20 protein-coding genes are annotated in these 19,809 nt (G+C 67.1%); 16 read left to right on the top strand and 4 right to left on the bottom strand.

Annotation, left to right across the window (positions count from 1 at the left end; genetic code table 11):
* The first annotated feature begins 40 nt into the window (after window positions 1–40).
* Complete coding sequence (locus HUS23_09585) at window positions 41–2,872, top strand: hypothetical protein (protein ID QKT04050.1); 2,832 nt, start codon at window positions 41–43, stop codon at window positions 2,870–2,872.
* A gap of 182 nt (window positions 2,873–3,054) precedes the next feature.
* On the opposite strand, the gene HUS23_09580 is transcribed toward HUS23_09585, so the two are convergent.
* From HUS23_09580 to HUS23_09565, 4 genes are all read right to left on the bottom strand, one after another.
* Entirely contained in the window at window positions 3,055–3,258 is a 204-nt protein-coding gene (locus tag HUS23_09580) for a hypothetical protein (protein QKT04049.1), read from the bottom strand.
* 90 nt (window positions 3,259–3,348) lie between these two features.
* Entirely contained in the window at window positions 3,349–3,690 is a 342-nt protein-coding gene (locus HUS23_09575; GenBank protein QKT04048.1) for a TusE/DsrC/DsvC family sulfur relay protein, read from the bottom strand.
* A 43-nt stretch (window positions 3,691–3,733) separates the two neighbouring features.
* Complete coding sequence (gene cas6, locus HUS23_09570; GenBank protein QKT04047.1) at window positions 3,734–4,423, bottom strand: type I-MYXAN CRISPR-associated protein Cas6/Cmx6; 690 nt, start codon at window positions 4,421–4,423, stop codon at window positions 3,734–3,736.
* Window positions 4,424–4,429: 6 nt separating this feature from the next.
* Window positions 4,430–5,365 (bottom strand): TauD/TfdA family dioxygenase, encoded by a 936-nt coding sequence (locus tag HUS23_09565; GenBank protein ID QKT04046.1) that lies wholly within the window; start codon window positions 5,363–5,365, stop codon window positions 4,430–4,432.
* A gap of 375 nt (window positions 5,366–5,740) precedes the next feature.
* Here HUS23_09565 and dsrA point away from each other — a divergent pair, with 375 nt between their 5' ends.
* The 15 genes from dsrA (at window position 5,741) to HUS23_09490 (ending at window position 19,742) form a co-directional block, all read left to right on the top strand.
* On the top strand, window positions 5,741–7,006 hold the full coding sequence (dsrA, locus tag HUS23_09560; GenBank protein ID QKT04045.1) for a dissimilatory-type sulfite reductase subunit alpha: 1,266 nt from the start codon (window positions 5,741–5,743) through the stop codon (window positions 7,004–7,006).
* A gap of 46 nt (window positions 7,007–7,052) precedes the next feature.
* Complete coding sequence (gene dsrB, locus HUS23_09555) at window positions 7,053–8,129, top strand: dissimilatory-type sulfite reductase subunit beta (protein QKT04044.1); 1,077 nt, start codon at window positions 7,053–7,055, stop codon at window positions 8,127–8,129.
* A gap of 12 nt (window positions 8,130–8,141) precedes the next feature.
* Entirely contained in the window at window positions 8,142–8,534 is a 393-nt protein-coding gene (gene tusD, locus HUS23_09550) for a sulfurtransferase complex subunit TusD (protein ID QKT04043.1), read from the top strand.
* Window positions 8,535–8,552: 18 nt separating this feature from the next.
* A complete protein-coding gene (gene tusC / locus HUS23_09545) occupies window positions 8,553–8,945 on the top strand; it encodes a sulfurtransferase complex subunit TusC (GenBank protein ID QKT04042.1) in 393 nt (130 codons plus the stop codon).
* Window positions 8,946–8,957: 12 nt separating this feature from the next.
* Window positions 8,958–9,266: a sulfurtransferase complex subunit TusB gene (gene dsrH / locus HUS23_09540; GenBank protein QKT04041.1), complete on the top strand. Its 309-nt coding sequence runs from the start codon at window positions 8,958–8,960 to the stop codon at window positions 9,264–9,266.
* Between the two features lie 47 nt (window positions 9,267–9,313).
* Complete coding sequence (locus tag HUS23_09535; GenBank protein ID QKT04040.1) at window positions 9,314–9,646, top strand: TusE/DsrC/DsvC family sulfur relay protein; 333 nt, start codon at window positions 9,314–9,316, stop codon at window positions 9,644–9,646.
* A 61-nt stretch (window positions 9,647–9,707) separates the two neighbouring features.
* On the top strand, window positions 9,708–10,448 hold the full coding sequence (locus HUS23_09530; protein ID QKT04039.1) for a respiratory nitrate reductase subunit gamma: 741 nt from the start codon (window positions 9,708–9,710) through the stop codon (window positions 10,446–10,448).
* A gap of 29 nt (window positions 10,449–10,477) precedes the next feature.
* Window positions 10,478–11,968 (top strand): (Fe-S)-binding protein, encoded by a 1,491-nt coding sequence (locus tag HUS23_09525; protein QKT04038.1) that lies wholly within the window; start codon window positions 10,478–10,480, stop codon window positions 11,966–11,968.
* A 44-nt stretch (window positions 11,969–12,012) separates the two neighbouring features.
* Window positions 12,013–13,956, top strand: a complete 1,944-nt coding sequence (locus HUS23_09520) for an NAD(P)-binding protein (GenBank protein ID QKT04037.1) — start codon at window positions 12,013–12,015, stop codon at window positions 13,954–13,956.
* Window positions 13,957–14,014: 58 nt separating this feature from the next.
* Window positions 14,015–14,494: a hypothetical protein gene (locus HUS23_09515; GenBank protein QKT04036.1), complete on the top strand. Its 480-nt coding sequence runs from the start codon at window positions 14,015–14,017 to the stop codon at window positions 14,492–14,494.
* Window positions 14,487–15,230 (top strand): 4Fe-4S dicluster domain-containing protein, encoded by a 744-nt coding sequence (locus HUS23_09510; protein QKT04035.1) that lies wholly within the window; start codon window positions 14,487–14,489, stop codon window positions 15,228–15,230. The genes HUS23_09515 and HUS23_09510 overlap by 8 nt, the downstream gene beginning before the upstream one ends.
* A gap of 16 nt (window positions 15,231–15,246) precedes the next feature.
* On the top strand, window positions 15,247–16,479 hold the full coding sequence (gene nrfD / locus HUS23_09505; protein ID QKT04034.1) for a polysulfide reductase NrfD: 1,233 nt from the start codon (window positions 15,247–15,249) through the stop codon (window positions 16,477–16,479).
* 53 nt (window positions 16,480–16,532) lie between these two features.
* Window positions 16,533–17,963, top strand: coding sequence for a cobyrinate a,c-diamide synthase (locus HUS23_09500; protein QKT04033.1), 1,431 nt, complete (start codon window positions 16,533–16,535; stop codon window positions 17,961–17,963).
* Complete coding sequence (locus HUS23_09495; protein QKT04032.1) at window positions 17,960–18,286, top strand: iron-sulfur cluster assembly accessory protein; 327 nt, start codon at window positions 17,960–17,962, stop codon at window positions 18,284–18,286. The genes HUS23_09500 and HUS23_09495 overlap by 4 nt, the downstream gene beginning before the upstream one ends.
* Before the next feature lie 13 nt (window positions 18,287–18,299).
* Window positions 18,300–19,742 carry an NAD(P)/FAD-dependent oxidoreductase gene (locus HUS23_09490; GenBank protein ID QKT04031.1) on the top strand — a complete coding sequence of 481 codons (1,443 nt, stop codon included), beginning with the start codon at window positions 18,300–18,302 and terminating at the stop codon, window positions 19,740–19,742.
* Window positions 19,743–19,809: the final 67 nt, after the last annotated feature.

Here is a 19,809-nt window from a genome sequence, read left to right as displayed (position 1 = left end):
CGAGAACAAGGCGCCGCCGCGCGCCGAACGGATCGACACCATGGTTCACCTGCTGCGCGCCGTGAGCGCCTGCCTACTGCTGACCTGTACCGCCCTCGGCCACGCCTTCGTGCCACAGGACCCGCGGCTCGATTGGCGCACGCTGGAAACCGATCACTTTCGCATTCATTTTCACGGTGAGGAGGCCCTCGCGCGCGAGGTGGGCGCCATCGCCGAAGCGGTTCACCGCCGCCTCACGGAGCCCCTCGCCTGGCGGCCGATCGGGAAGACCGAGGTGGTACTGACCGACACCTCCGACTTCCCCAACGGGCTTGCCACACCCTATCCGTACAATCTCATGCTGCTGTGGGTCAGCCCGCCCGAGGCCGGCGCCTTCCTGGAAGCCGAGGACCGCGCGCAGTGGCTGGACACGCTGATCACGCACGAGTACGCCCACGTGCTGCACCTGGACCGCGCCCACGCCGGCCCGCGGGCGCTGCGCGGCGTGTTCGGCCGCCATTTGTTCACCTTCCCCAACCTGTTCCAGCCGACTTGGCTGATCGAGGGCCTGGCCACCCATTACGAGGGCACGCACGGCCACGGCGCGGGCCGCGGCGAGGCCGCCGAGTTCGACATGCTGATGCGCACCGAGGTACGCGACGGGGTGCGCCCGCTCGCTCAGGTGAACGTGCCCAACGCCAGCTGGCCGGCCGGCACCGTGCCTTATCTGTACGGGGTCTATTTCTTCCAGTTCCTGGAGGCCGAGTACGGCGCGGAGCGCGTGGCCGCGTTCATCCACGCCTACAGCGGTCAACTGATCCCGTTTCAGTTGAACGGCACCGCGCGCCGCGTGTTCGGCAAGGACTTCCCGGCCCTGTGGGCGGAATTCGAGCGCCACCTGCACGCACGCTATGCACCGCAACTGGCCGCGATCCGCGCCGCCGGCCCGGGCGAGGGCGCGGCGCTCACCGAGGGTGGCTATGCCGGGCGCGGCCAGGGCGGCAACCTGCAGGCCATGGCCGACGGCTCGGTGTACTTCGTGCGCGCCGACGGCCAACGGCGGCCCGCGCTGATGCACCGCAGCCCCGATGGCCGCCTGACCCGGGTGACAGCGCTGAACGACGGCGCCCGCATTCGCGTCCACCCCGAGGCGGGCGTCCTCATCGCGCAGCCTGAGGTATGTCGCGAGTACCGGGTCTATTACGACCTCTACCTGCTCGCCCACGGCGCGCGCCGCCCACAGCGCCTCACGCACTGCGCGCGCTACCGCGATGCCGCCTGGCACCCGAGCGGCGACGCCATCGCCGCCGTGCGCTTCGAGACGGGACGCAGCGAGCTGCATCGGCTGGATGCGCGCGGGCGCTTTCAGGCGGTGCTGGCCCGCGGCGTCGACGGCGAGCTGTTCGCCCAGCCCGACTACGCGCCCGACGGCGAGCGTCTGCTGCTCAGCCGCAGCGCGCGCGGCGCGGGCGGCGATCTACACGAACTGACCCTCGCCGACGGGACCTGGCGGCGCCTGACCGACGACGGCCGCCACGTGCAGCACCCGCGCTACAGCCGCGACGGCCAAAGTGTGTTATTCACCTCCGACCACGGCGGCGTGTACGACCTGCGCCGTCTGCGCCTGAGCGATGGCGCGCTGGAAACCCTGACGCGGGTCGAGACGGGCGCCTTCCAGCCCAGCGAGGGCGCCGACGGCGCCCTGTACTATCTCGGCTACGGGTCGCAGGGCTACGACCTCTACCGCCTGGAAGCGCCCACGGCACGCCCGACCCCACCGCCACCCGAGGCGCCGCGCGCCGCCCCGCCCTTGGCCGCGGCCGACGCGCCGGTGGAGGCCTATCGGCCCGGTTCGGCACTGCGCCCGCGGCTGTGGTTTCCCTACCTGGTGCTGGACGAGGACGTGCAGGAGGTCGGCGCCTTCACCTTCGGACTGGATCCCCTCGGCATTCACTACTACGCGGTGCAGCCGGTGGTGGACCTCAGCGACGAGAGCCTGCTCGGCAGCTTGGCCTACGTCTATTCCGACCGCTGGTTCCTCTCGTACGCCCGCTACAACGAGGTCCTACGCGAGGGCGGCGAGTTCGAGCGCGTGCGCCGCCACCACCGCGCGGCGCTCGCCTGGCGCCTGCCGCGCACCCGCCTCTACCACGCCTGGAACCTGTACCTCGGCGGGGTGCACGAGCTGAGCGAAGACCGGCGCCTGGGCGAGGATGCGCCGCCGCGCGCCGATCTGCGCGACGACCTCGTGGGCATCGCCCTGCACTATCGCGACAGCAACGCCTTCCGCCTGTCGATCAGCGAGCAGGACGGTCGCCGTGTGCGCCTGGTGGCCGAGCACAGCGTGGCCGACAGCGACTACCGCGGCGAGGTGTACACGCTGGACTGGCGCGAGTACCTGCACCTCGGCGGCACGCACGTGCTGGCGCTGCGCGCGCTACAGGGTTGGGGCACCGACACCCCGCGCCCGTTCGCCCTGGGCGGAGTGCGCTCCGATCTCGCGGTGGACACGCTGACCCCGACCGGTCCGGCGTTCAACCGCCGCTCCTATAGTCTGCGCGGTTACGCCGACGGCCATCCCGAGTTGCGCGGGCGTCGCATGAGCCTGGCGAGCGTCGAGTATCGCTTCCCGCTGGCACTGGTTGAGCGCGGCATCATGGCGCCGCCGCTGGGGTTGCACCGCTGGTCCGGGCGGTTGTTCGTCGAGGGTGGCGCGACCTGGGACGACGCGCGGCCGAGTCGCCTGCATCCCGGCGCCGGCGCCGAGGCGGTGCTCGACGTCACCGCCGGCTATCGGCTGGGCCTGCGCGTGCGCGTGGGCTATGCGCACGGCTTCGATCGGGAGGTGGGCGGCGGCAACCAGGTGTACGCGGCACTGGGCGGCGCGTTCTAACGGACGAGGCGAGGCGCCGCGCGAGACCGAACGGGAACGGGATGACGTCGCTGCGGGCTGGGTGGGGCGGGGTAAGCGTTCCCGAACCAAAAGCTCGCCCGCGGCGACCTGGGTTGGGACGGCGCGTGCACGTCCATGTGCCGCTTCGGGAAGCCCGCGCGAGGAACCTCCCGGCGGTATCCTTAGCTGCGGGAACCCTTCTCGGCGTGCGCGAGTTCCACCACCCTCATTGCCGCCTCCTTGTACTCCTGGCGGTAGTTGTGCAGCGGATGATTCTCGGCGGGCACGTAATACTCCTCGGGATCGAGTCCGTGCTCCTGCTCGTAGGCAATGAAGCGCTTCTGCATCTCCAGCATCTTTTTGATCAGCTCTTGCTTCTCGGACATGATCAACTCTCCTCGCAACGGCGGGCTTGAAGAGACCTTACATCGGCCTACGCCCGCCCTCCATATCTCCGAAGGTGTATCGGCGTCGGTTCAGTAACCGCCCTTGCGCCGGCTTTCGGGCAGCCCTGCGATCCGTCCCGCCTGTTTGCTGGGATCGTGGGGGAATAGCTCGTACAGGGAGCGCGCCTCCACCGAACGGTCGTCCCACGCCTCCTGCATGGCCTTCACGATGCTGCGCGTGTTCGGCTGGTTACCGTTGTTGTCGAAGTACTCTTCGCGCAGATACTTGATCACATCCCAATGGCGCGGCGTCAGCTCCAGACCCTCCTTAGCAGCCATCGCCACGGCCACCGTCTCGCTCCAGTCCTCGACGTTGTCGAGATAGCCGTTGGCATTGGTCGGTAAGGACTTGCCATCCACTTCTACGCTCATACTCCCCCTCCCTCTCCTCGTGCGCCCGCATGCGCGGCGGCGATTAATCGTCCGGTCGTTTTACGGGCGCCACACCTTTGTGGCCGATGAACAGGCCGCAGCCCAGGCGGCGGCCCTCGCCGATGCCCTGCCGCTGCAGTTCGATGGCGTCCGCGGGCTGCAGATCGGCCACCAACACGCTGCATGCATGCAGGTCCTGCGCGGGCGTACGAAGCCGGTGGCGGCGGCCGCACAGGATCTTGCGCGGGGCGATGCCCATGCGGTGCAACTGCTCGGCGACGCTTTCGACCAGCGCGAGCTCCGCCATCGCAGGCGGATGCAGCACCGCGCGCGCGAATAGCGTCGGCTGCGCAGCGAGGCGCCGCTCGTGCGCCTCGCCTACCGCCATCGGGTGGCCGTCGATGTCCAGCACCCGACCGCACAAGGTGCGCGCGGCCTCGATGCGCTCGCGCGGCAGGCGCAGCATGAGCGGCGTGCGCCGGGACAGGTGCAGCAGCCCCTCGCCCGGGTCCTCGGGTCGGTACCAGCCGTTGCCGGAGGCCGCCGGATGCACCGTATGGATGCCCGCGCGCGGCTCCTTGTCCAACCACGGCAAGGCGGTCAGCACCGCGCGGCTGAGTGCGTGCGCATGATCCACGGGCAACGTCCGGCATTCGATGCGAAATACCAGATCAACGACGTCGGGGGCGTATGCCGGGGCGCCGTCCTCCTCGATTTCGTCTTGCCAGAGCATGCGCGCCTAGGCCGCCACACCGACATCGACGCGTTCGTAGTAGCGCGCCCGATACATTCGGCGCACGCGCCCCTCCGCCGCGTCGTCCTCGAACGCGCTGCGGTTGTGCAGCACGTTGTTGCACACGATGCCCTCCCCGGCGCGCAGCGTGTACCGAAACCGATGGGGAAGCCCCTCGTCGCTCAGGATGCCCTGCAAGAAAGCCACGGCCGAGCGGGTCTGCGCGTCGTCGCGCCATGCGACCGAATGGCGCCGGGCCGTATACCGCATGTGCAACGCGCCGCGTTCATCGACCGAGAAGACGGGCCCGCTGCGCGCCGGGCGCAGCACCCGACCGTCCTGTTCGTGCGCCGGTATGGTCATCGCGCGCGGGTGCATCAGCGCCGCGACCAGCGCGGGGTCGTGGTCGCGCAGCCACAAATAGGCGAGTTCGGGGTCGAGCAGCGCGTTGTCACCGCCGGTGGCGGCGGGCTCGACGCAGAACATGATCAGGCCGCGGACCTGGCGCGCCGCGGTGTTGTAGTAGCCGTCGGTATGCCAACTCAAGGCACGCCGGGTATAGGGGATGAACTCGGGCCCGCCCGCCTCGTCCCGCGCCGACAATAGGCTGACGCCGTCCTCCCCCGCCTGGGGATTGCGATCCAGGCGGCGCAAGCCGAGCTGGCTTCCCAGCGCGCGCACCAGCGTTTGGTCCAGGGGATGGTCAGGGGGCAGGCGAACCACAGCCACGTTCGTCTTCGCGAGCAGTGCGCCCAGCGCGCGCCGCTCGCCGACGCTCACCCGCCACGCATCGTGCACCGGCACAGTGATATCCGCCGCACGCGCCGGGTAGCGGCGCAGCTTCGCCTCGCGCCAGCGCCGGTAGGCACGCTCGTCGTCCAAATCGAACGGGCCGCCGTGCCGCTGCCGGACGGCGGCTGTGTGCTTCGTTGCCGTGGCCATCCTCCCTCGCTCCCGGTGTGTCGACGGCGGTCGCCGCGCGTGTCGCGGCAACGCTGGACCAGCGCCGCAGGGAAGTCGCCCGACCGCTCAACTGGGATGTCTGACGCGATAGTTTAGTGTCAGCGCCGACGCAGGCTCATATCCCATTGTGGGTAATCCCCTGCCGACCTCGAACATCCCTTAGGTAGGGTGTTCGCCGTGCACCGCTGTTCATAGACTTCCATGAACGAACCACTGCGTCGACACGCCATGAAGGCGTGTCTCAGGGCACCGGCCGGGCCGCCGCATGAATGCGATCGATCCTGGTGCGCGGGGCCCACCGTTGATCGTCCCGGCTCGCGTTGACCGGACCCTATCTCAACAAGGAGTTTAGCCATGGCGAAGAAAGTCCACGAAACGCCCATGCTGGACGAGCTGGAGAACGGCCCCTGGCCCAGCTTCATTTCCGGCATCAAGCGCCTGCGTGATCAGCATCCCGACGAACGCATCCAAAGCGTCGCCAACTCGCTCCTGGGTCAGCTCGAGCACTCCTATGAAACCCGTAAGGGCTACTGGAAGGGCGGCACGGTCAGCGTATACGGCTACGGCGGCGGCATTATCCCGCGCTTCTCGGAAGTCGGCGCGGCCTTCCCCGAATCCAAAGAATTCCACACCCTGCGCGTGCAGCCGCCGGCCGGCAATTTCTACACCACCGACATGCTCCGCCAGCTCGGCGAAAGCTGGGAGAAGTGGGGTTCGGGGCTGGTGACCTTCCACGGCCAGACCGGCAACATCATGTTCATCGGCACCACCACCGAGAACACCCAGCACTTCTTCGACGAGATCAACGAGTACGGCTGGGACCTCGGCGGCGCCGGCCCCTGCGTGCGCACCGGCATGTCCTGCGTGGGCGCGGCGCGCTGCGAGCAGTCCTGCTGCAATGAGCACTCCATACACCGCTCGCTGCTGAACCGCTTCACCGACGATGTGCACCGCCCGGCGCTGCCCTACAAATTCAAGTTCAAGGTGTCGGGTTGCCCAAACGACTGCGTGAACTCCATCGAACGCTCCGACTTCGCCATCATCGGCACCTGGCGCGACGCGATGAAGATCGACCAGGACGAGGTCAAGGCATACGTGGCGCGCAAGGGTCGACAGTACGTGATCGACAACGTCACCACGCGCTGCCCCACCAACTGCATGACCCTGAACGACGACGACACCCTCACCGTCGACGACCACGATTGTGTGCGCTGCATGCACTGCCTGAACGTCATGCCCACCGCGCTCTCGCCTGGCGACGACAAGGGCATCACCGTGCTGATTGGCGGCAAGCGCACCCTCAAGATCGGCGACCTGATGGGCACCGTAGTCGTGCCCTTCATGAAGATGGAGACCGAAGAGGACTACCAGCGCCTCACCGAGATGGCCGAGAACATCATCGACTTCTGGGCGGAGAACGGCCTCGAGCATGAGCGCTGCGGTGAAATGATCGAGCGCATCGGTCTGGTCAATTTCCTCGAGGGCATCGGCGTGGACGTCGACCCGCACATGGTTTCCCATCCGCGCCAAAGCTCCTACGTGCGCACCGACGGCTGGGACGAACAGGCCGAAGAATGGTACCGGCGCAAACTGGAAGCGAAACAGCAGGCGTCCGTCTGAGATCCTGCACCCGGCGCCTGAGACAGAACGATAGGAGGCAGCACCCATGGCATTAGCGGATATGCGTACCCCGATTGAGTCCGGCTGTCCGGACGGCTTCCAGTACATGCACCCCGTGATGCGGCGCAACTATGGGCAGTGGAAGTATCACGACCATCCGCGCCCCGGTGTGCTGCGCCACGTCTCCCACCACGGCGACCAGATCTGGACCGTGAAGGCCGGCACGCAGCGCATCCTGGACGTGTTCACGCTACGCAAGCTGTGCGACATCGGCGACAAGTACGCCGAGGGTTACGTACGTTTCACCATCCGGTCCAACATCGAGTACATGGTCTCCGACGGCGCCAAGGTAGAGCCGCTGGTGAAGGCGCTCGAGGATGCCGGCTTTGTGGTGGGCGGTACCGCCAACTCGGTGAGCATGATCTCGCACACGCAAGGCTGGCTGCACTGCGACATCCCCGGCACCGACGCCTCCGGCGTGGTGAAGGCGATGATGGACGAACTGATCGACGAGTTCCGCACCTGCCGCATGCCCAACCGCGTGCACATCACCACCTCCTGCTGCCAGATCAACTGCGGCGGCCAGGGCGACATTGCCATCAACGTGCAGCACACCAAGCCACCCAAGATCAATCACGACCTGGTGTCCAACGTCTGCGAGCGCCCATCCGTGGTGGCGCGCTGCCCGGTGGCGGCGATCCGCCCCGCGCTGGTCAACGGCAAGCCCTCGCTGGAAGTGGACGAGAAGAAGTGCATCTGCTGCGGCGCCTGCTATCCGCCCTGCCCGCCGATGCAGATCAACGACCCCGAGCACACCAAGTTGGCCATCTGGGTCGGCGGCAACCACTCCAACGCCCGCGGCAAGCCGACCTTCCAGAAACTGGTCGCCGCCGGCATCCCGAACAATCCGCCGCGTTGGCCGGAGGCCACCGCGATCGTCAAGCGCATCCTCAAGGCCTATCAGGAGGGTGCGCGCGATTGGGAGCGCGTCAACGACTGGATCGAGCGCATCGGCTGGCCGCGGTTCTTCGAGGTCACCGGGCTGCCGTTCACCACCTACCACGTCGACAACTGGCGCGGGGCGCGCAGCAGCCTCAACGCCTCGACCCATATCCGTTTCTAGAGCGGGGGCGCCATGAAGTTCGGGATACTGGTCAACGAGGGTCCGTACACCCACCAGGCCTCGGATACTGCCTATCAGTTCACCAAGGCCGCCCTCGAGAAGGGTCACGAGATCTTCCGCGTTTTCTTCTACAACGACGGCGTTTACAACGGCTCCCGCTATGGCGTTCCGCCGCAGGACGATCGGAACCTCAGCGTTCTGTGGTCCGAGCTCGCCGCCGCGCACAATCTGGATATGGTGGTGTGCGTCGCCGCCGCCCAGCGTCGAGGCATTCTCGATGAGAGCGAGGCGAAGCGCCATGGCAAGGACGGCAACAATATCGCCCCTGGGTTTCGCATCTCCGGGCTGGGGCAGCTCATCGAAGCGGGCATACAGGCCGACCGACTGGTCGTGTTCGGCGATTAGCACAACTTAGGGGGAATCATGGCAGAACCCTGGGAGGAAGAGGACGGCGGACCGGTCAAGCGGTTCCTGTACGTCAACCGCAAGGCGCCCTACGGCACGATCTACGCCCTTGAATCGCTGGAGGTCGTGCTCATCGCGGCCGCGTTTGATCAGGACGTCAGCCTGCTGTTCCTGGACGACGGCGTCTACCAGCTCAAGAAGGGCCAGGAGACGGGCGGCATCGGCATGAAGAATTTCTCACCCACTTACCGGGCGCTGGAAGGTTACGACGTCGAGAAGCTCTACGTAGCGAAGGACTCCCTCACGCAGCGCGGGCTGACGCCGGAGGATCTGGTGGTTCCGGTCGAGGTGGTGACCCGGGAGCAGATCGTGGAGCTGATGGAACAGCAGGACGTCGTACTCAGCTTTTGAGGGAGATCCGTCATGACCATGCTGCACACAATCAATAAGTCGCCCTTCGAGCGCAACGCGCTCGGTACCTGCCTCGCGCACGCCGCCGAGGGGAGTGCCATTTTGCTCATCGAGGACGGCGTCTATGCCGCCTGCAAAGACAACGCACTGCAAGACAAGATGAGCGAGGCCGCCAAACGCTTCCGGCTCTTCGTGCTCGAGCCGGACGTGCGTGCGCGCGGCATGAGCCGGGAGCACATCATGGAAGGGATCAAGCCCGTGGATTACGGCGGCTTCGTGGACTTGGTCGCGGAGCACGACAACGTGCAGGCCTGGTTGTAAGGGGCGGCTCGTCCCCCGAGGTCCACTTTTACCGAGGAGAACGTACGATGGCGATTGAAGTGAATGGCAGAACCCTCGAGACCGACGAGGAAGGCTACCTGGCCAATCTGAGCGACTGGGATGCCGAGATCGCAGCGGAGATGGCCAAGCAGGATGGCTGCGATCTCTCCGACAATCACTGGGAGGTCATCAACTTCCTGCGTGAGTACTACGACGAGTATCAGATCGCTCCCGCGGTACGCGTATTGACCAAGGCCATCGGCAAGAAACTAGGTCCCGACAAGGGCAACAGCAAGTACCTCTACGAGCTGTTCCCTTACGGGCCCGCGAAGCAGGCGTGCAAATACGCGGGCCTGCCCAAGCCGACCGGCTGCGTGTAGCGTCACGGGCCGGGCTCTCGCGCCCGGCCCGCTTTTCCGTGAGTCTCCAAAGGGGACAGCGATGTCGTACCTGAGCGTTTTCTACGCGGTGCTGTTCTATCTGGCTACGCTGGTATTCGTGGCCGGCGTCGGGTATCGCATCTTTCTCTACGCCCGCACGCCGGCGCCGTTGAAGATCCCGACCACGCCCGCGCCGACCACGCGCCGCGGTGTCGCGCTGCGCATGCTTCGCGAGGTGACGCTGTTCTCCAGCCTGTTCAAGGCGAACAAATGGATCTGGCTGTTCGGCTGGCTGTTCCACGCCGCCCTGCTCCTGGTGCTGCTGCGCCATCTGCGCTATTTCCAGGAGCCGGTCTGGACCTGGGTCGTGTGGATCCAGCCATTCGGCATCTATGCCGCGTGGGCCATGCTCATCGGGCTGTTCGGCCTGTGGGCGCGGCGCATCCTGGTGGATCGTGTGCGCTACATCTCCTCGCCGTCCGATCACCTCATGCTTGGCCTCTTGGTCGCCATCGGCGTGAGCGGGGTGCTCATGAAGTACGTATGGCACACCGATATCGTGGCGCTCAAGGCCTTCACGCTGGGCCTGATGTACTTCGACTGGCAGCCCCTGCCCGCCGACGCGATGCTGCTCATCCATCTCACCCTGGTCGCCGCGCTGATGATCGTGTTTCCGTTTAGCAAGCTGCTGCACGCACCCGGGGTGTTCTTCAGCCCGACCCGTAACCAGGTCGACAACCCACGCGAGCGACGCCACCTCGCACCCTGGGCCGCCCGTCTGCAGTCGGGCGATGGTAGCTGAGCGCAGCGCGACGATACGGAGGAAAGGCCGTGGCTGATTTCGACGTCCCCGAATTGAAGGAGTACCCGGTCATCCCGCCCGTGCGCGTGGGGATGATGGCGCACAGCAAGCCGTACGTCGCCAAACCCGACTTCCAGACCCCGCTCGGCTTTCCCGGCGAGCTGGTCGAGAACTGGGAGCAGGTCGCGGTCGAGAAGATGGGGGAACTGGTCGGCAAGTACCGCGGCCTGCGGGTGTTCCTGGACTCGTGCGTGAAGTGCGGCGCCTGCACCGACAAGTGCCACTACTTCCTCGGCAGCTCCGACCCCAAGAACATGCCGGTGGCGCGTCAGGATCTGTTCCGCTCTGTCTACCGCCGTTACTACACCGTGGCGGGCAAGTACTTCCCCAAGCTCGTCGGGGCACGGGACATGACCAAGGAGGTGCTGGACGATTGGTACAGCTACTTCCACCAATGCTCCCAGTGCCGGCGCTGCTCGGTATTCTGCCCCTACGGCATCGACACGGCGGAAATCTCCATGGCCGCGCGCGAGATCATGGACACCGTCGGGCAGGGCCAGAAGTACTGCAACGAGATCATCGGCAAGGTGTTCAAGATCGGCAACAACCTCGGCCTGCCGGAGCCCGCGCTGCGGGATACCCTCGAGGGCCTCGAGGAAGAGGTCAAAGAGGATACCGGCGTCGACGTGCGCTTTCCCCTGGACGAGAAGGGCGCCGAGGTGTTGTTGGTCACGCCCTCGGCCGATTTCTTCGCCGAACCGCACGTGGATGGCCTCATCGGTTACGCCAAGGTGCTGCACCAGGCGGGCATCAGTTGGACGCTCAGCTCGCACGCCTCCGAAGCGGCCAACTTCGGCATGTTCATCGGCAGCTACGACAATATGCGCAAGCTCGCGCTGCGCATCCGTCAGGCGGCGCTGGACCTTGGCGTCAAGCGCATCGTATTCGGCGAGTGCGGCCACGCGTGGCGGGTGGCATACAGCTTCCTCAACACCTTGGCGGGACCGTTCGACTTCCTGGATCCCCGCTACCCGGTGCCGCAGCATATCTGCGAGGTCACCTACGATCTGATCCAACGCGGCGCGCTGACGCTCGACAAGTCGGCCAACGACCACCGCGTGCTCACCTATCACGACTCCTGCAATGTCGCGCGCGCCTCGCGTATGGGCGACAAGCCCGGCGGCCAGTTCGACATTCCGCGCGCCATCATCCGCGCCGCCTGCAATCACTTTCACGACATGCCGGCGGACACCATCGGCGAGAGCACGTTTTGCTGCGGCGGCGGCGGCGGCCTGCTGACCGATGACCTGATCGAACTGCGGGTCAAGGGTGCCATGCCGCGTATGGAGGCGCTCAAGCATGTCGTGGAACAGCATCAGGTGACCCATCTGGCCGCCATCTGCGCCATCTGCAAGAGCCAGTTCAGCAAGGTGCTGCCCTATTACGGATTCACCATGGACCAGATCGTCAGCGTGCACCAACTGGTGAGCGATGCGATCGTACTGGGCCCCAAAGACTGAGTGACCGCGCGCCGCGCCGCGGCGCCCTGCACAGGAGAATAGGTATGGCAACGTCGCCAGAGGACATGCAAGAAAAGAAACTGACCTTCCGGCGTTTCAAAGACGGCGATCACCGCGTCAAGCGCTGGCAGGAGCAGATTTTCGAGGCTGACCACTCGCACAAGTGCCCCACCTACGTGCACCGGACGCCGCCTTGCCAGGGCAGCTGCCCCTCGGGGGAGGATATCCGCGGCTGGCTGGACATCGTGCGCGGTATCGAGAAGCCCGCAGGCGACATGAGTTGGCAGGAATACGCCTTCCGCCGCTCCACGGATGCCAATCCGTTCCCCTCCATCATGGGCCGTGTGTGCCCCGCGCCTTGCGAGGCGGGCTGCAACCGCAACCAGGTGGACGACAAAGTCGGCATCAACGCGGTGGAACAGTTCATCGGCGACCATGCCCTCGCCCACAACTTCGCCTTCTCGCCCGCCGAACAATCCACCGGCAGGAAGGTGGCCATCATCGGCGGCGGCCCCGCCGGCCTGGCCGCGGCGTACCAGCTGCGCCGCCGCGGCCACGCGTGCACCGTGTTCGACGAACGGGCCGAGCTGGGCGGCATGATGCGCTACGGCATCCCCGGCTATCGCACGCCCCGCAACGTGCTCGCGGGCGAGATCAAGCGCATCCTCGACATGGACGTGGAAACCCGCTTGGGCGTGCGCGTCGGCCGGGATGTCCATATCGAGGACATCGAGCAGGAGTTCGACGCCGTGCTGTGGGCGGTGGGCACCTGGTCCGGCCGTCCCCTGCCGGTGCCCGGTGCCGACGCGCCCAACTGCCTGACCGGCGTCGCCTTCCTGGAGGCCTTCAATCAGGGCCGCCTGAAGCTCGTGTCCGAGAAGGTGGTGGTCATCGGCGGCGGCGACACCTCCATCGACGTGGCCTCCGTGGCGCGGCGCCTGGGCCATATCACCAACATCACCGAGAGCGACCGGCCCGAGTACGTGGTCATGAGCCACGCCGCGCACGACGTGGCCGCATCGGCCACGCGCAACGGCGCCAAGGTCATGCTGATCTCGCGCGCGCCGGTGCACAACATGACCGCCGCCGAGCACGAGGTGCAGGACGCGCTGCGCGAGGGCGTCGACGTGCAGGGCTGCCTGAGCCCGGTGGAAGTCATCAAGGACGAGAACGGCCGGGCCAAGGCGCTGCGCGTGATCCGCCTGCAGGAGGACGGCAGCACCCCGATCGAGGGTTCGGAGTTCGACATCGAGGCCGACCTCATCGTGGCGGCCATCGGTCAGAGCGGAGACCTCGTCGGCCTGGAGGCCCTGAACAATGGCCGCGGCCTGATCGACGCCGACGCCCACTATCAGGTGAAGGGCCGCCCCGGTCACTTCGCGGCCGGCGACATCGTGCGCCCGCATCTGCTCACCACCGCCATCGGCCAGGCCTCGGTGGCGGTCGACAGCATCTGCCATTACCTGGACAACAAAGACCTCGGCAAGCGGCCCAAGGTCGACAAACACCACTTCAACCTCCTCTCCAAGCTGCGCGAAGCCGGCCTGGAGCCCGAGTCCTACGATCATTCCCAAGCCTGGGGCACCAACGAGGCGAAGTTCGCGGTGCACAATTACGAGGACCGCTCCAAGCACGAGATCATCCCGTCGGACAAGCTGTTCCTGGGCCACTTTGGCTACGAGGCCCGCCTCAAGCGCACCGAGATTCCCATCATCGGCGACGCCGTCCTCGGCAACTTCGAGGAGCGCATGAAGGGCCTGGACGATCAGCAGGCGGTGACCGAGGCCAAACGCTGCATGAGCTGCGGCATGTGCTTCGAATGCGACAACTGCGTGGTCTACTGCCCACAGGATGCGGTGCATCGGGTCCCCAAGAGCGAGCGCACCATGGGCCGTTACGTGTATACCGACTACGCCCGCTGCATCGGCTGCCACATCTGCGCGGACGTTTGCCCGACGGGTTACATCGACATGGCATTGGGCGAGTAGCCCGTGCCGCGCGCCGCCTGCCTCGGGCGCGTAAAACAAACGGGAGGAAGCGAGACCGATGAAATCCTGGATCACCAAGATCGTCATCGGGGTGCTGGCGGCGGGTGTCGTACTCGCGACCGCCACCGCCCAAAGCCGCGTGACCCTGCCCGAGCTGCCGCCGGCGGCCGGAGAGGAGTGCGTGGAGCCGACGGACGTGATGCGCCGCGACCACCCGAAGTTCCTGTTGCACATCCGCGACGAGACGGTGCACGGCGGCATCCGCGGCGCGCGCCACAGCTTGGTGGAGTGCATCGATTGCCACGTGCAGCCGGTGGGCGGCAACGAGCCGCCGCGCTACAGCGATCCCCAGCATTTCTGCGCCAGTTGCCACGTATTCACGGGGGTGCGTGTGGACTGCTTTCAGTGCCACGCCGACCGGCCCGCGCGCGCCACCTATTTCCACAAACTCTCAGGGCACCGTCACCACATGGGCGACGGCACGCTGAGCGCGGCGGAACTGAAACTGCTCGCCGAGCAAGGAGAGAGCCATGAGTGATCAAGCGCATGATGGCGCGCGCCGCAAGTTTCTGGGGACGGCGGCCGCCGCCGCGGCGCTCGCCGCGGCGCCGGGCGTTTTCTTCTGGCAGGGCGTAGCGCGCGCGCGCGGCACCGACGGCGCCTCGTCCGAGGTGCGCTGGGGGATGCTCATCGACACCACCCAGTGCGCCAAAGGCTGCGACGCCTGCGTGCGCGCGTGCAATGAGGAGCACGGCATCACCAGCACCGGGCGCCCCACCACCGACGCGCAGTGGATACGCAAACTCGACGTACGCGACCCCGCCACCGGCCACGCCCACTCGCTGCCCATGATGTGCCAGCACTGCGAACAACCGCCCTGCGTGGACGTGTGCCCCACGGGCGCCTCCTTCAAGCGCGCCGACGGCATCGTGCTGGTCGACAAACACATTTGCATCGGCTGCCGTTACTGCATGATGGCCTGCCCCTACCATGCCCGCTCCTTTATCCACGAGCCGCTGCAAGACCAGCTCCCGCATGCGCCGCGCGGCAAGGGCACGGTGGAGAGCTGCACGATGTGCGTGCACCGGGTGGATGAAGGCCGCGTTCCCGCGTGCAAGGAGGCCTGCCAGGAAGCCGGTTACGGGGCCATTGTGTTCGGCAACCTGCACGACCCCGAGAGCGAGATTGCCCAGCGACTCGCGAAGGAAGGCGGCACCAAGGTGCGCGCCGATTTGCGACTCAACCAAGGCGTGCGCTACCGCGGGCTGACCTGAGCGAGGCCTCATTTCGATGCGAGACGAAGACTTCCGGGAGATCGAGGGGCGCAGCCCCGCCTATTACGCCCTGCTCCTCGGCCTGGGCGCGCTGGCCGCCGTGGGCTTGGCCGCCGCCTTGTACGTGTGGAACGTGGGACACTACGTGACCGGCATGAACAACCGCGTCGTGTGGGGCACGCCGCACGTGTTCGCGATCTTCCTGATCGTCGCCGCCTCCGGCGCGCTCAACGTGGCCTCGGTCGCCTCCGTCTTCGGGCGCACGGCATACAAGCCGCTCAGCCGCCTGTCGGCCCTGCTCGCCATCGCACTGCTGGTGGGAGGCCTGGTGATCCTGGTGCTGGACCTCGGGCGACCCGATCGCCTCATCATCGCCATGACCTATTACAACTTCCGCTCGATCTTCGCCTGGAACATCTTCCTGTACACCGGCTTCATCGCCATCGCGGCGGTGTACCTGTGGATGATGATGGAGCGGCGCATGAATGCCTATGCCAAGCCCGTGGGCTTGCTGGCCTTTGTCTGGCGCCTGGTGCTCACCACGGGCACCGGCTCCATTTTCGGCTTTCTGGTGGCGCGCCAGGCCTACGACGCCGCCATCATGGGCCCGATGTTTGTGATCATGTCGTTCGCCTTCGGCACGGCGGTTTTCCTGCTGGTGCTGCTGGCGGCTGCCCGCGGCACGGGCATCCCGCTCGGCGATGACCTGCTGCGCCGGCTGAAGAACTTGCTCGCGCTGTTCGTGGCGGCCGTGCTGTACTTCGTGCTGATCTACCACCTCACCAACCTCTACGGCGCCCAGCACCACGGCATCGAGCGCTTCCTGCTGGTGGACGGCGGGGTGTACCCGGCGCTGTTCTGGGGCGTGCAGATCCTGCTCGGCAGCGTGCTACCGCTGGCGCTGTTGTTCCACCCGCGCCTGTCGCGCCTGCGCGGCGTCATCGCCGCGGCGGCAGGGCTGGTGATCGTGGGCGGCTTCGCCCAGCTTTACGTGCTCATCATCGGCGGCCAGGCCTACCCGATGCCGCTGTTCCCGGGGCGCGAGGAGTCGAGCAGCTATTTCGACGGCGTGCTCGCCAGTTACGCACCGAGCTGGCCCGAGATCGCGCTGGGCGTGGGCGGCGTCGCCTTCGCGCTGCTCATCGTCGCGTTGGCGATCAAGGTGCTGCGCTTCCTGCCGACCACAATGGCCGACGCGCATGCGCTGCCGCAGCAGGCGCAGGGCGCCGTAGACGCCGCGACCGCTTGATCATCGCATCGCCGGAGCGCCCCGCCGCGGCGCCCGGCCCATGAGGCAAATGCATGGCCCACGTACTGCTGTCCGCGGCACACAAATCGTCGGGTAAGACCACTCTGGCCATCGGTGCCACCCGGGCGCTGGCCGCCCGCGGGTGCCCGGTGCAGCCGTTCAAGAAGGGGCCGGACTACATCGACCCCATCTGGCTGGGCCGCGCGGCGCATCGCCCCTGCTACAACCTCGATTTCAACACCATGAGCGGGGCCGAACTGCACGCTCTGTTCGCCGCGCGCCTGCATGCGCACGGCGACGCGCTGGGCCTGATCGAGGGCAACAAGGGGCTGCACGACGGCGTCGCCCTGGACGGCAGCAACAGCAATGCGGCGTTGGCCGCGCTGCTGGATGCGCCGGTGGCGCTGGTGGTCGACGCGCGCGGCATGACGCGCGGCGTGGCGCCGCTGGTGCTCGGCTTCCAGGCCTTCGACGCGCGCGTGCGTATCGGCGGCGTGATCCTCAACCGCGTCGGCGGCCCGCGCCACGAGGGCAAGCTGCGCGCCGCGCTCGCGCATTACACCAACATCCCGGTGCTGGGCGCCCTGCCCCAGGACCCCGCGCTCAGCATCGAGGAGCGCCACCTCGGCCTGGTGCCCGGCAACGAGGACGGCGCCGCCGAAGCGCGCATCCGCACCCTGGCACAGCGCGTGGCCGAACACGTTGACCTGGACGCGCTGTGCGCCCTGGCCGCCACCGCCCGCGCACCTGAGCAGGCCGCCGCGCACGCGCGGACGGCTGCGCCCGCGCCGCGCGTGCGCATCGGCATCCTGCGCGACAGCGCTTTCGGTTTCTATTATCCGGACGACCTCGAGGCGCTGGCCGAGGGGGGCGCCGAGATCGTCCCCATCGACAGCCTGCACGACGCGCGCCTGCCGCCGCTGGACGGCCTGTTCGTCGGCGGCGGCTTTCCCGAGACGCACATGCACGCGCTGCAGGCCAACGCGGCGCTGCGCCACGCGGTGCGCGCGGCCATCGAGGGGGGGCTGCCTGCCTACGCCGAGTGCGGCGGGCTCATGTATCTGTGCCGCAGCCTGCGTTGGGGCGAGCGGCGCGCCGAGATGGTCGGCGTGATCCCCGCCGAGGCGGTGATGCACTCGCGCCCGCAGGGGCGCGGCTACGTGCGCCTGCAGGAGAGCGCGCAACATCCCTGGCCTGGCGCCGCCGCGGCAGGCACCGAGATCGCGGCGCACGAGTTCCACTACTCGCGCCTGGAGGGTCTGCCCGAGGGCCTGGATTACGCCTACCGGGTGCTGCGCGGCACCGGCATCGCGGCGCAGCAGGACGGGCTCGTGATCGGCAAGCTGTTGGCGAATTACGCGCACCTGCGCCACAGTGCGGCCTATCCCTGGACGCAACGCTTTCTCGCCTTCGTGCGCGCGCAGCGCATCAAGGCACCCGACCGACCCGGTCCCACGACGCAGGTAATGGAGGGCAGCGCATGATCACCGTCACCCCACGTGCGGCGGAGCAGATCCGCGCCAACGCGCACGAGAACCGTCTGGAGGGCATACCGCTGCGCATCGCCGCGAAGCGCCTGGAGGACGGCGGCATTCACTACGGCATGGGCTTCGACGACCAGGGCCGCGAGGAGGACACGGTGTTCCGCTCCGAGGGCATCGAACTCGTGATCGCACCGGTGAGCATTGACCTGTTGAGCGGCACAGTGCTGGACTACGTGGAGATGGAGCCGGGCGAATTCCGTTTCATCTTCCTCAATCCGAATGACCCCAACTTCTCCCCCCCGCAAGAGGATGCGGCCTCCTGAGCGATCGGCGGCGATGGACAGCGCCCACTACGACCTGATCGTCATCGGCAGCGGCCCCGGCGGTTACAAGGCGGCCATGACCGCCGTGCGTCAGGGCGCGCGCGTGGCCCTGGTGGAACGCGGACGGCCCGGCGGCAATTGCCTGAACCACGGCTGCATCCCCAAGAAGACCCTGCTTTACCTCGCGCAGCTCATGGAAGACGTGGACGCGCTCAACGGTCGCGGCCTCGTGGGACGGCCGCGCGGCGACTTCGCTGCGGCACTGGCGCACAAGGACGCCGTCGTGACCGGCATCCGCGAGCAACTTCCCGCTTGGCTGCGACGCCTGGGCATCGTGCTGCACCGCGGGCATGCGCGTTTTCTGGCGCCCGAGCTACTGGAGGTGCTGCCGGTCGACGGCAACCACGTACGTCGTCTGGCCGCGCCGCGCGTGATCCTCGCCACCGGGGCCACCGTGCGCGGACATCCCGGCAGTCGCGTCGACGGGCGACGCATCCTCGACTCACAGCACCTGTTCGCCCGTCGCCGCCCCCTTCCGCGCCGTGCCGTGTGCATCGGCGGCGGCGCGATCGGCGCCGAGAGCGCTTTCCTGCTGCACCAATTCGGTACCCGCGTGACGGTCGTCGAGCGGAGTGAACGCCTACTCGACAAGCCCTGCATACCGGAGCGCGCCAGCCGCATGCTGGCCCGCAAGTTCCACCGCCTGGGCATCGAAGTGATCACCGGCGTCGGGGTGCGCGGTTGCGAGACCGGCGACGAAGGTGTCGCCGTGCTGCTCGATGACGGGCGCCAGTTGGCGTTTGACGAAGCCCTGGTCGCAGTTGGGCGCACCCCCAATACGCGCGGCCTGGCGCTCGATAAGGCCGGCGTGGCGCTGGACGATGAGGGCTTCATCGTCACCAATGAATATTTGGAGTCCACGGCCGCCGGCATTTACGCCGTCGGGGACGTCAAGCGCGGCCCGATGACGGCCAACGCCGCTTTGCACGACGGCAAACTCGCCGCGACCAATGCGCTGCAGGGCAACGCCATCACCCGCAACTACAATCGCGTGCCGATCGTCATCGATTCGGCGCTGGAGATCGCTGCGGTAGGCCTGACGGAAGAGCGCGCCGAGGCGGCGGGCTTCGAACCCGAGGTGGCACGCGCTAACTTGGCAGGCTCCGCCAAGGCCCGTGGGCGAAACGATGTGGAAGGTCTGCTCGAAGTCGTGCACGATGGAGAAACCGGTCAGATGCTGGGCGGTTGCATCGTAGGACCGGAAGCGGGCGAGCAAATCCAAATGCTGACTGCCGCCTGTCAGTCGCGACAAGGGCTGTGGTTCCTAAAGGAGCTCAACTATAGCCACCCCTCGTGGTGTGAGGAATTGGAGAACGCGGTCGACCCCTATACGGCCGAGTTTCTCCAATCCGGCCGAGAACTGTTCCGCCCCGGCATTTACGCCACGCGCGATTAGTGCGGAAAAACACGCAACTACGCCACTCTTCTGTTGTATGCTCGTAAAACCGATGGAACGGAGGGGG

The sequence above is a fragment of the Ectothiorhodospiraceae bacterium 2226 genome (genome assembly GCA_013348725.1).
In the GTDB taxonomy this organism is placed as follows: Bacteria; Pseudomonadota; Gammaproteobacteria.
The sequence above is the reverse complement of the archived record's forward strand: the minus strand, read 5'-3'. Positions and strand labels throughout refer to the sequence as shown.

Coding starts and splice junctions, on each gene's coding strand:
- HUS23_09510 (QKT04035.1), top strand. CDS start 14,487: ATGAGTGATCAAGCGCATGATGGCGCGCGCCGCAAGTTTCTGGGGACG.
- HUS23_09565 (QKT04046.1), bottom strand. CDS start 5,365: ATGGCCACGGCAACGAAGCACACAGCCGCCGTCCGGCAGCGGCACGGC.
- HUS23_09500 (QKT04033.1), top strand. CDS start 16,533: ATGGCCCACGTACTGCTGTCCGCGGCACACAAATCGTCGGGTAAGACC.
- HUS23_09520 (QKT04037.1), top strand. CDS start 12,013: ATGGCAACGTCGCCAGAGGACATGCAAGAAAAGAAACTGACCTTCCGG.
- tusD (QKT04043.1), top strand. CDS start 8,142: ATGAAGTTCGGGATACTGGTCAACGAGGGTCCGTACACCCACCAGGCC.
- HUS23_09530 (QKT04039.1), top strand. CDS start 9,708: ATGTCGTACCTGAGCGTTTTCTACGCGGTGCTGTTCTATCTGGCTACG.
- HUS23_09575 (QKT04048.1), bottom strand. CDS start 3,690: ATGAGCGTAGAAGTGGATGGCAAGTCCTTACCGACCAATGCCAACGGC.
- cas6 (QKT04047.1), bottom strand. CDS start 4,423: ATGCTCTGGCAAGACGAAATCGAGGAGGACGGCGCCCCGGCATACGCC.
- HUS23_09490 (QKT04031.1), top strand. CDS start 18,300: ATGGACAGCGCCCACTACGACCTGATCGTCATCGGCAGCGGCCCCGGC.
- HUS23_09585 (QKT04050.1), top strand. CDS start 41: ATGGTTCACCTGCTGCGCGCCGTGAGCGCCTGCCTACTGCTGACCTGT.
- nrfD (QKT04034.1), top strand. CDS start 15,247: ATGCGAGACGAAGACTTCCGGGAGATCGAGGGGCGCAGCCCCGCCTAT.
- dsrH (QKT04041.1), top strand. CDS start 8,958: ATGACCATGCTGCACACAATCAATAAGTCGCCCTTCGAGCGCAACGCG.
- HUS23_09580 (QKT04049.1), bottom strand. CDS start 3,258: ATGTCCGAGAAGCAAGAGCTGATCAAAAAGATGCTGGAGATGCAGAAG.
- HUS23_09535 (QKT04040.1), top strand. CDS start 9,314: ATGGCGATTGAAGTGAATGGCAGAACCCTCGAGACCGACGAGGAAGGC.
- HUS23_09495 (QKT04032.1), top strand. CDS start 17,960: ATGATCACCGTCACCCCACGTGCGGCGGAGCAGATCCGCGCCAACGCG.
- tusC (QKT04042.1), top strand. CDS start 8,553: ATGGCAGAACCCTGGGAGGAAGAGGACGGCGGACCGGTCAAGCGGTTC.
- HUS23_09515 (QKT04036.1), top strand. CDS start 14,015: ATGAAATCCTGGATCACCAAGATCGTCATCGGGGTGCTGGCGGCGGGT.
- dsrA (QKT04045.1), top strand. CDS start 5,741: ATGGCGAAGAAAGTCCACGAAACGCCCATGCTGGACGAGCTGGAGAAC.
- dsrB (QKT04044.1), top strand. CDS start 7,053: ATGGCATTAGCGGATATGCGTACCCCGATTGAGTCCGGCTGTCCGGAC.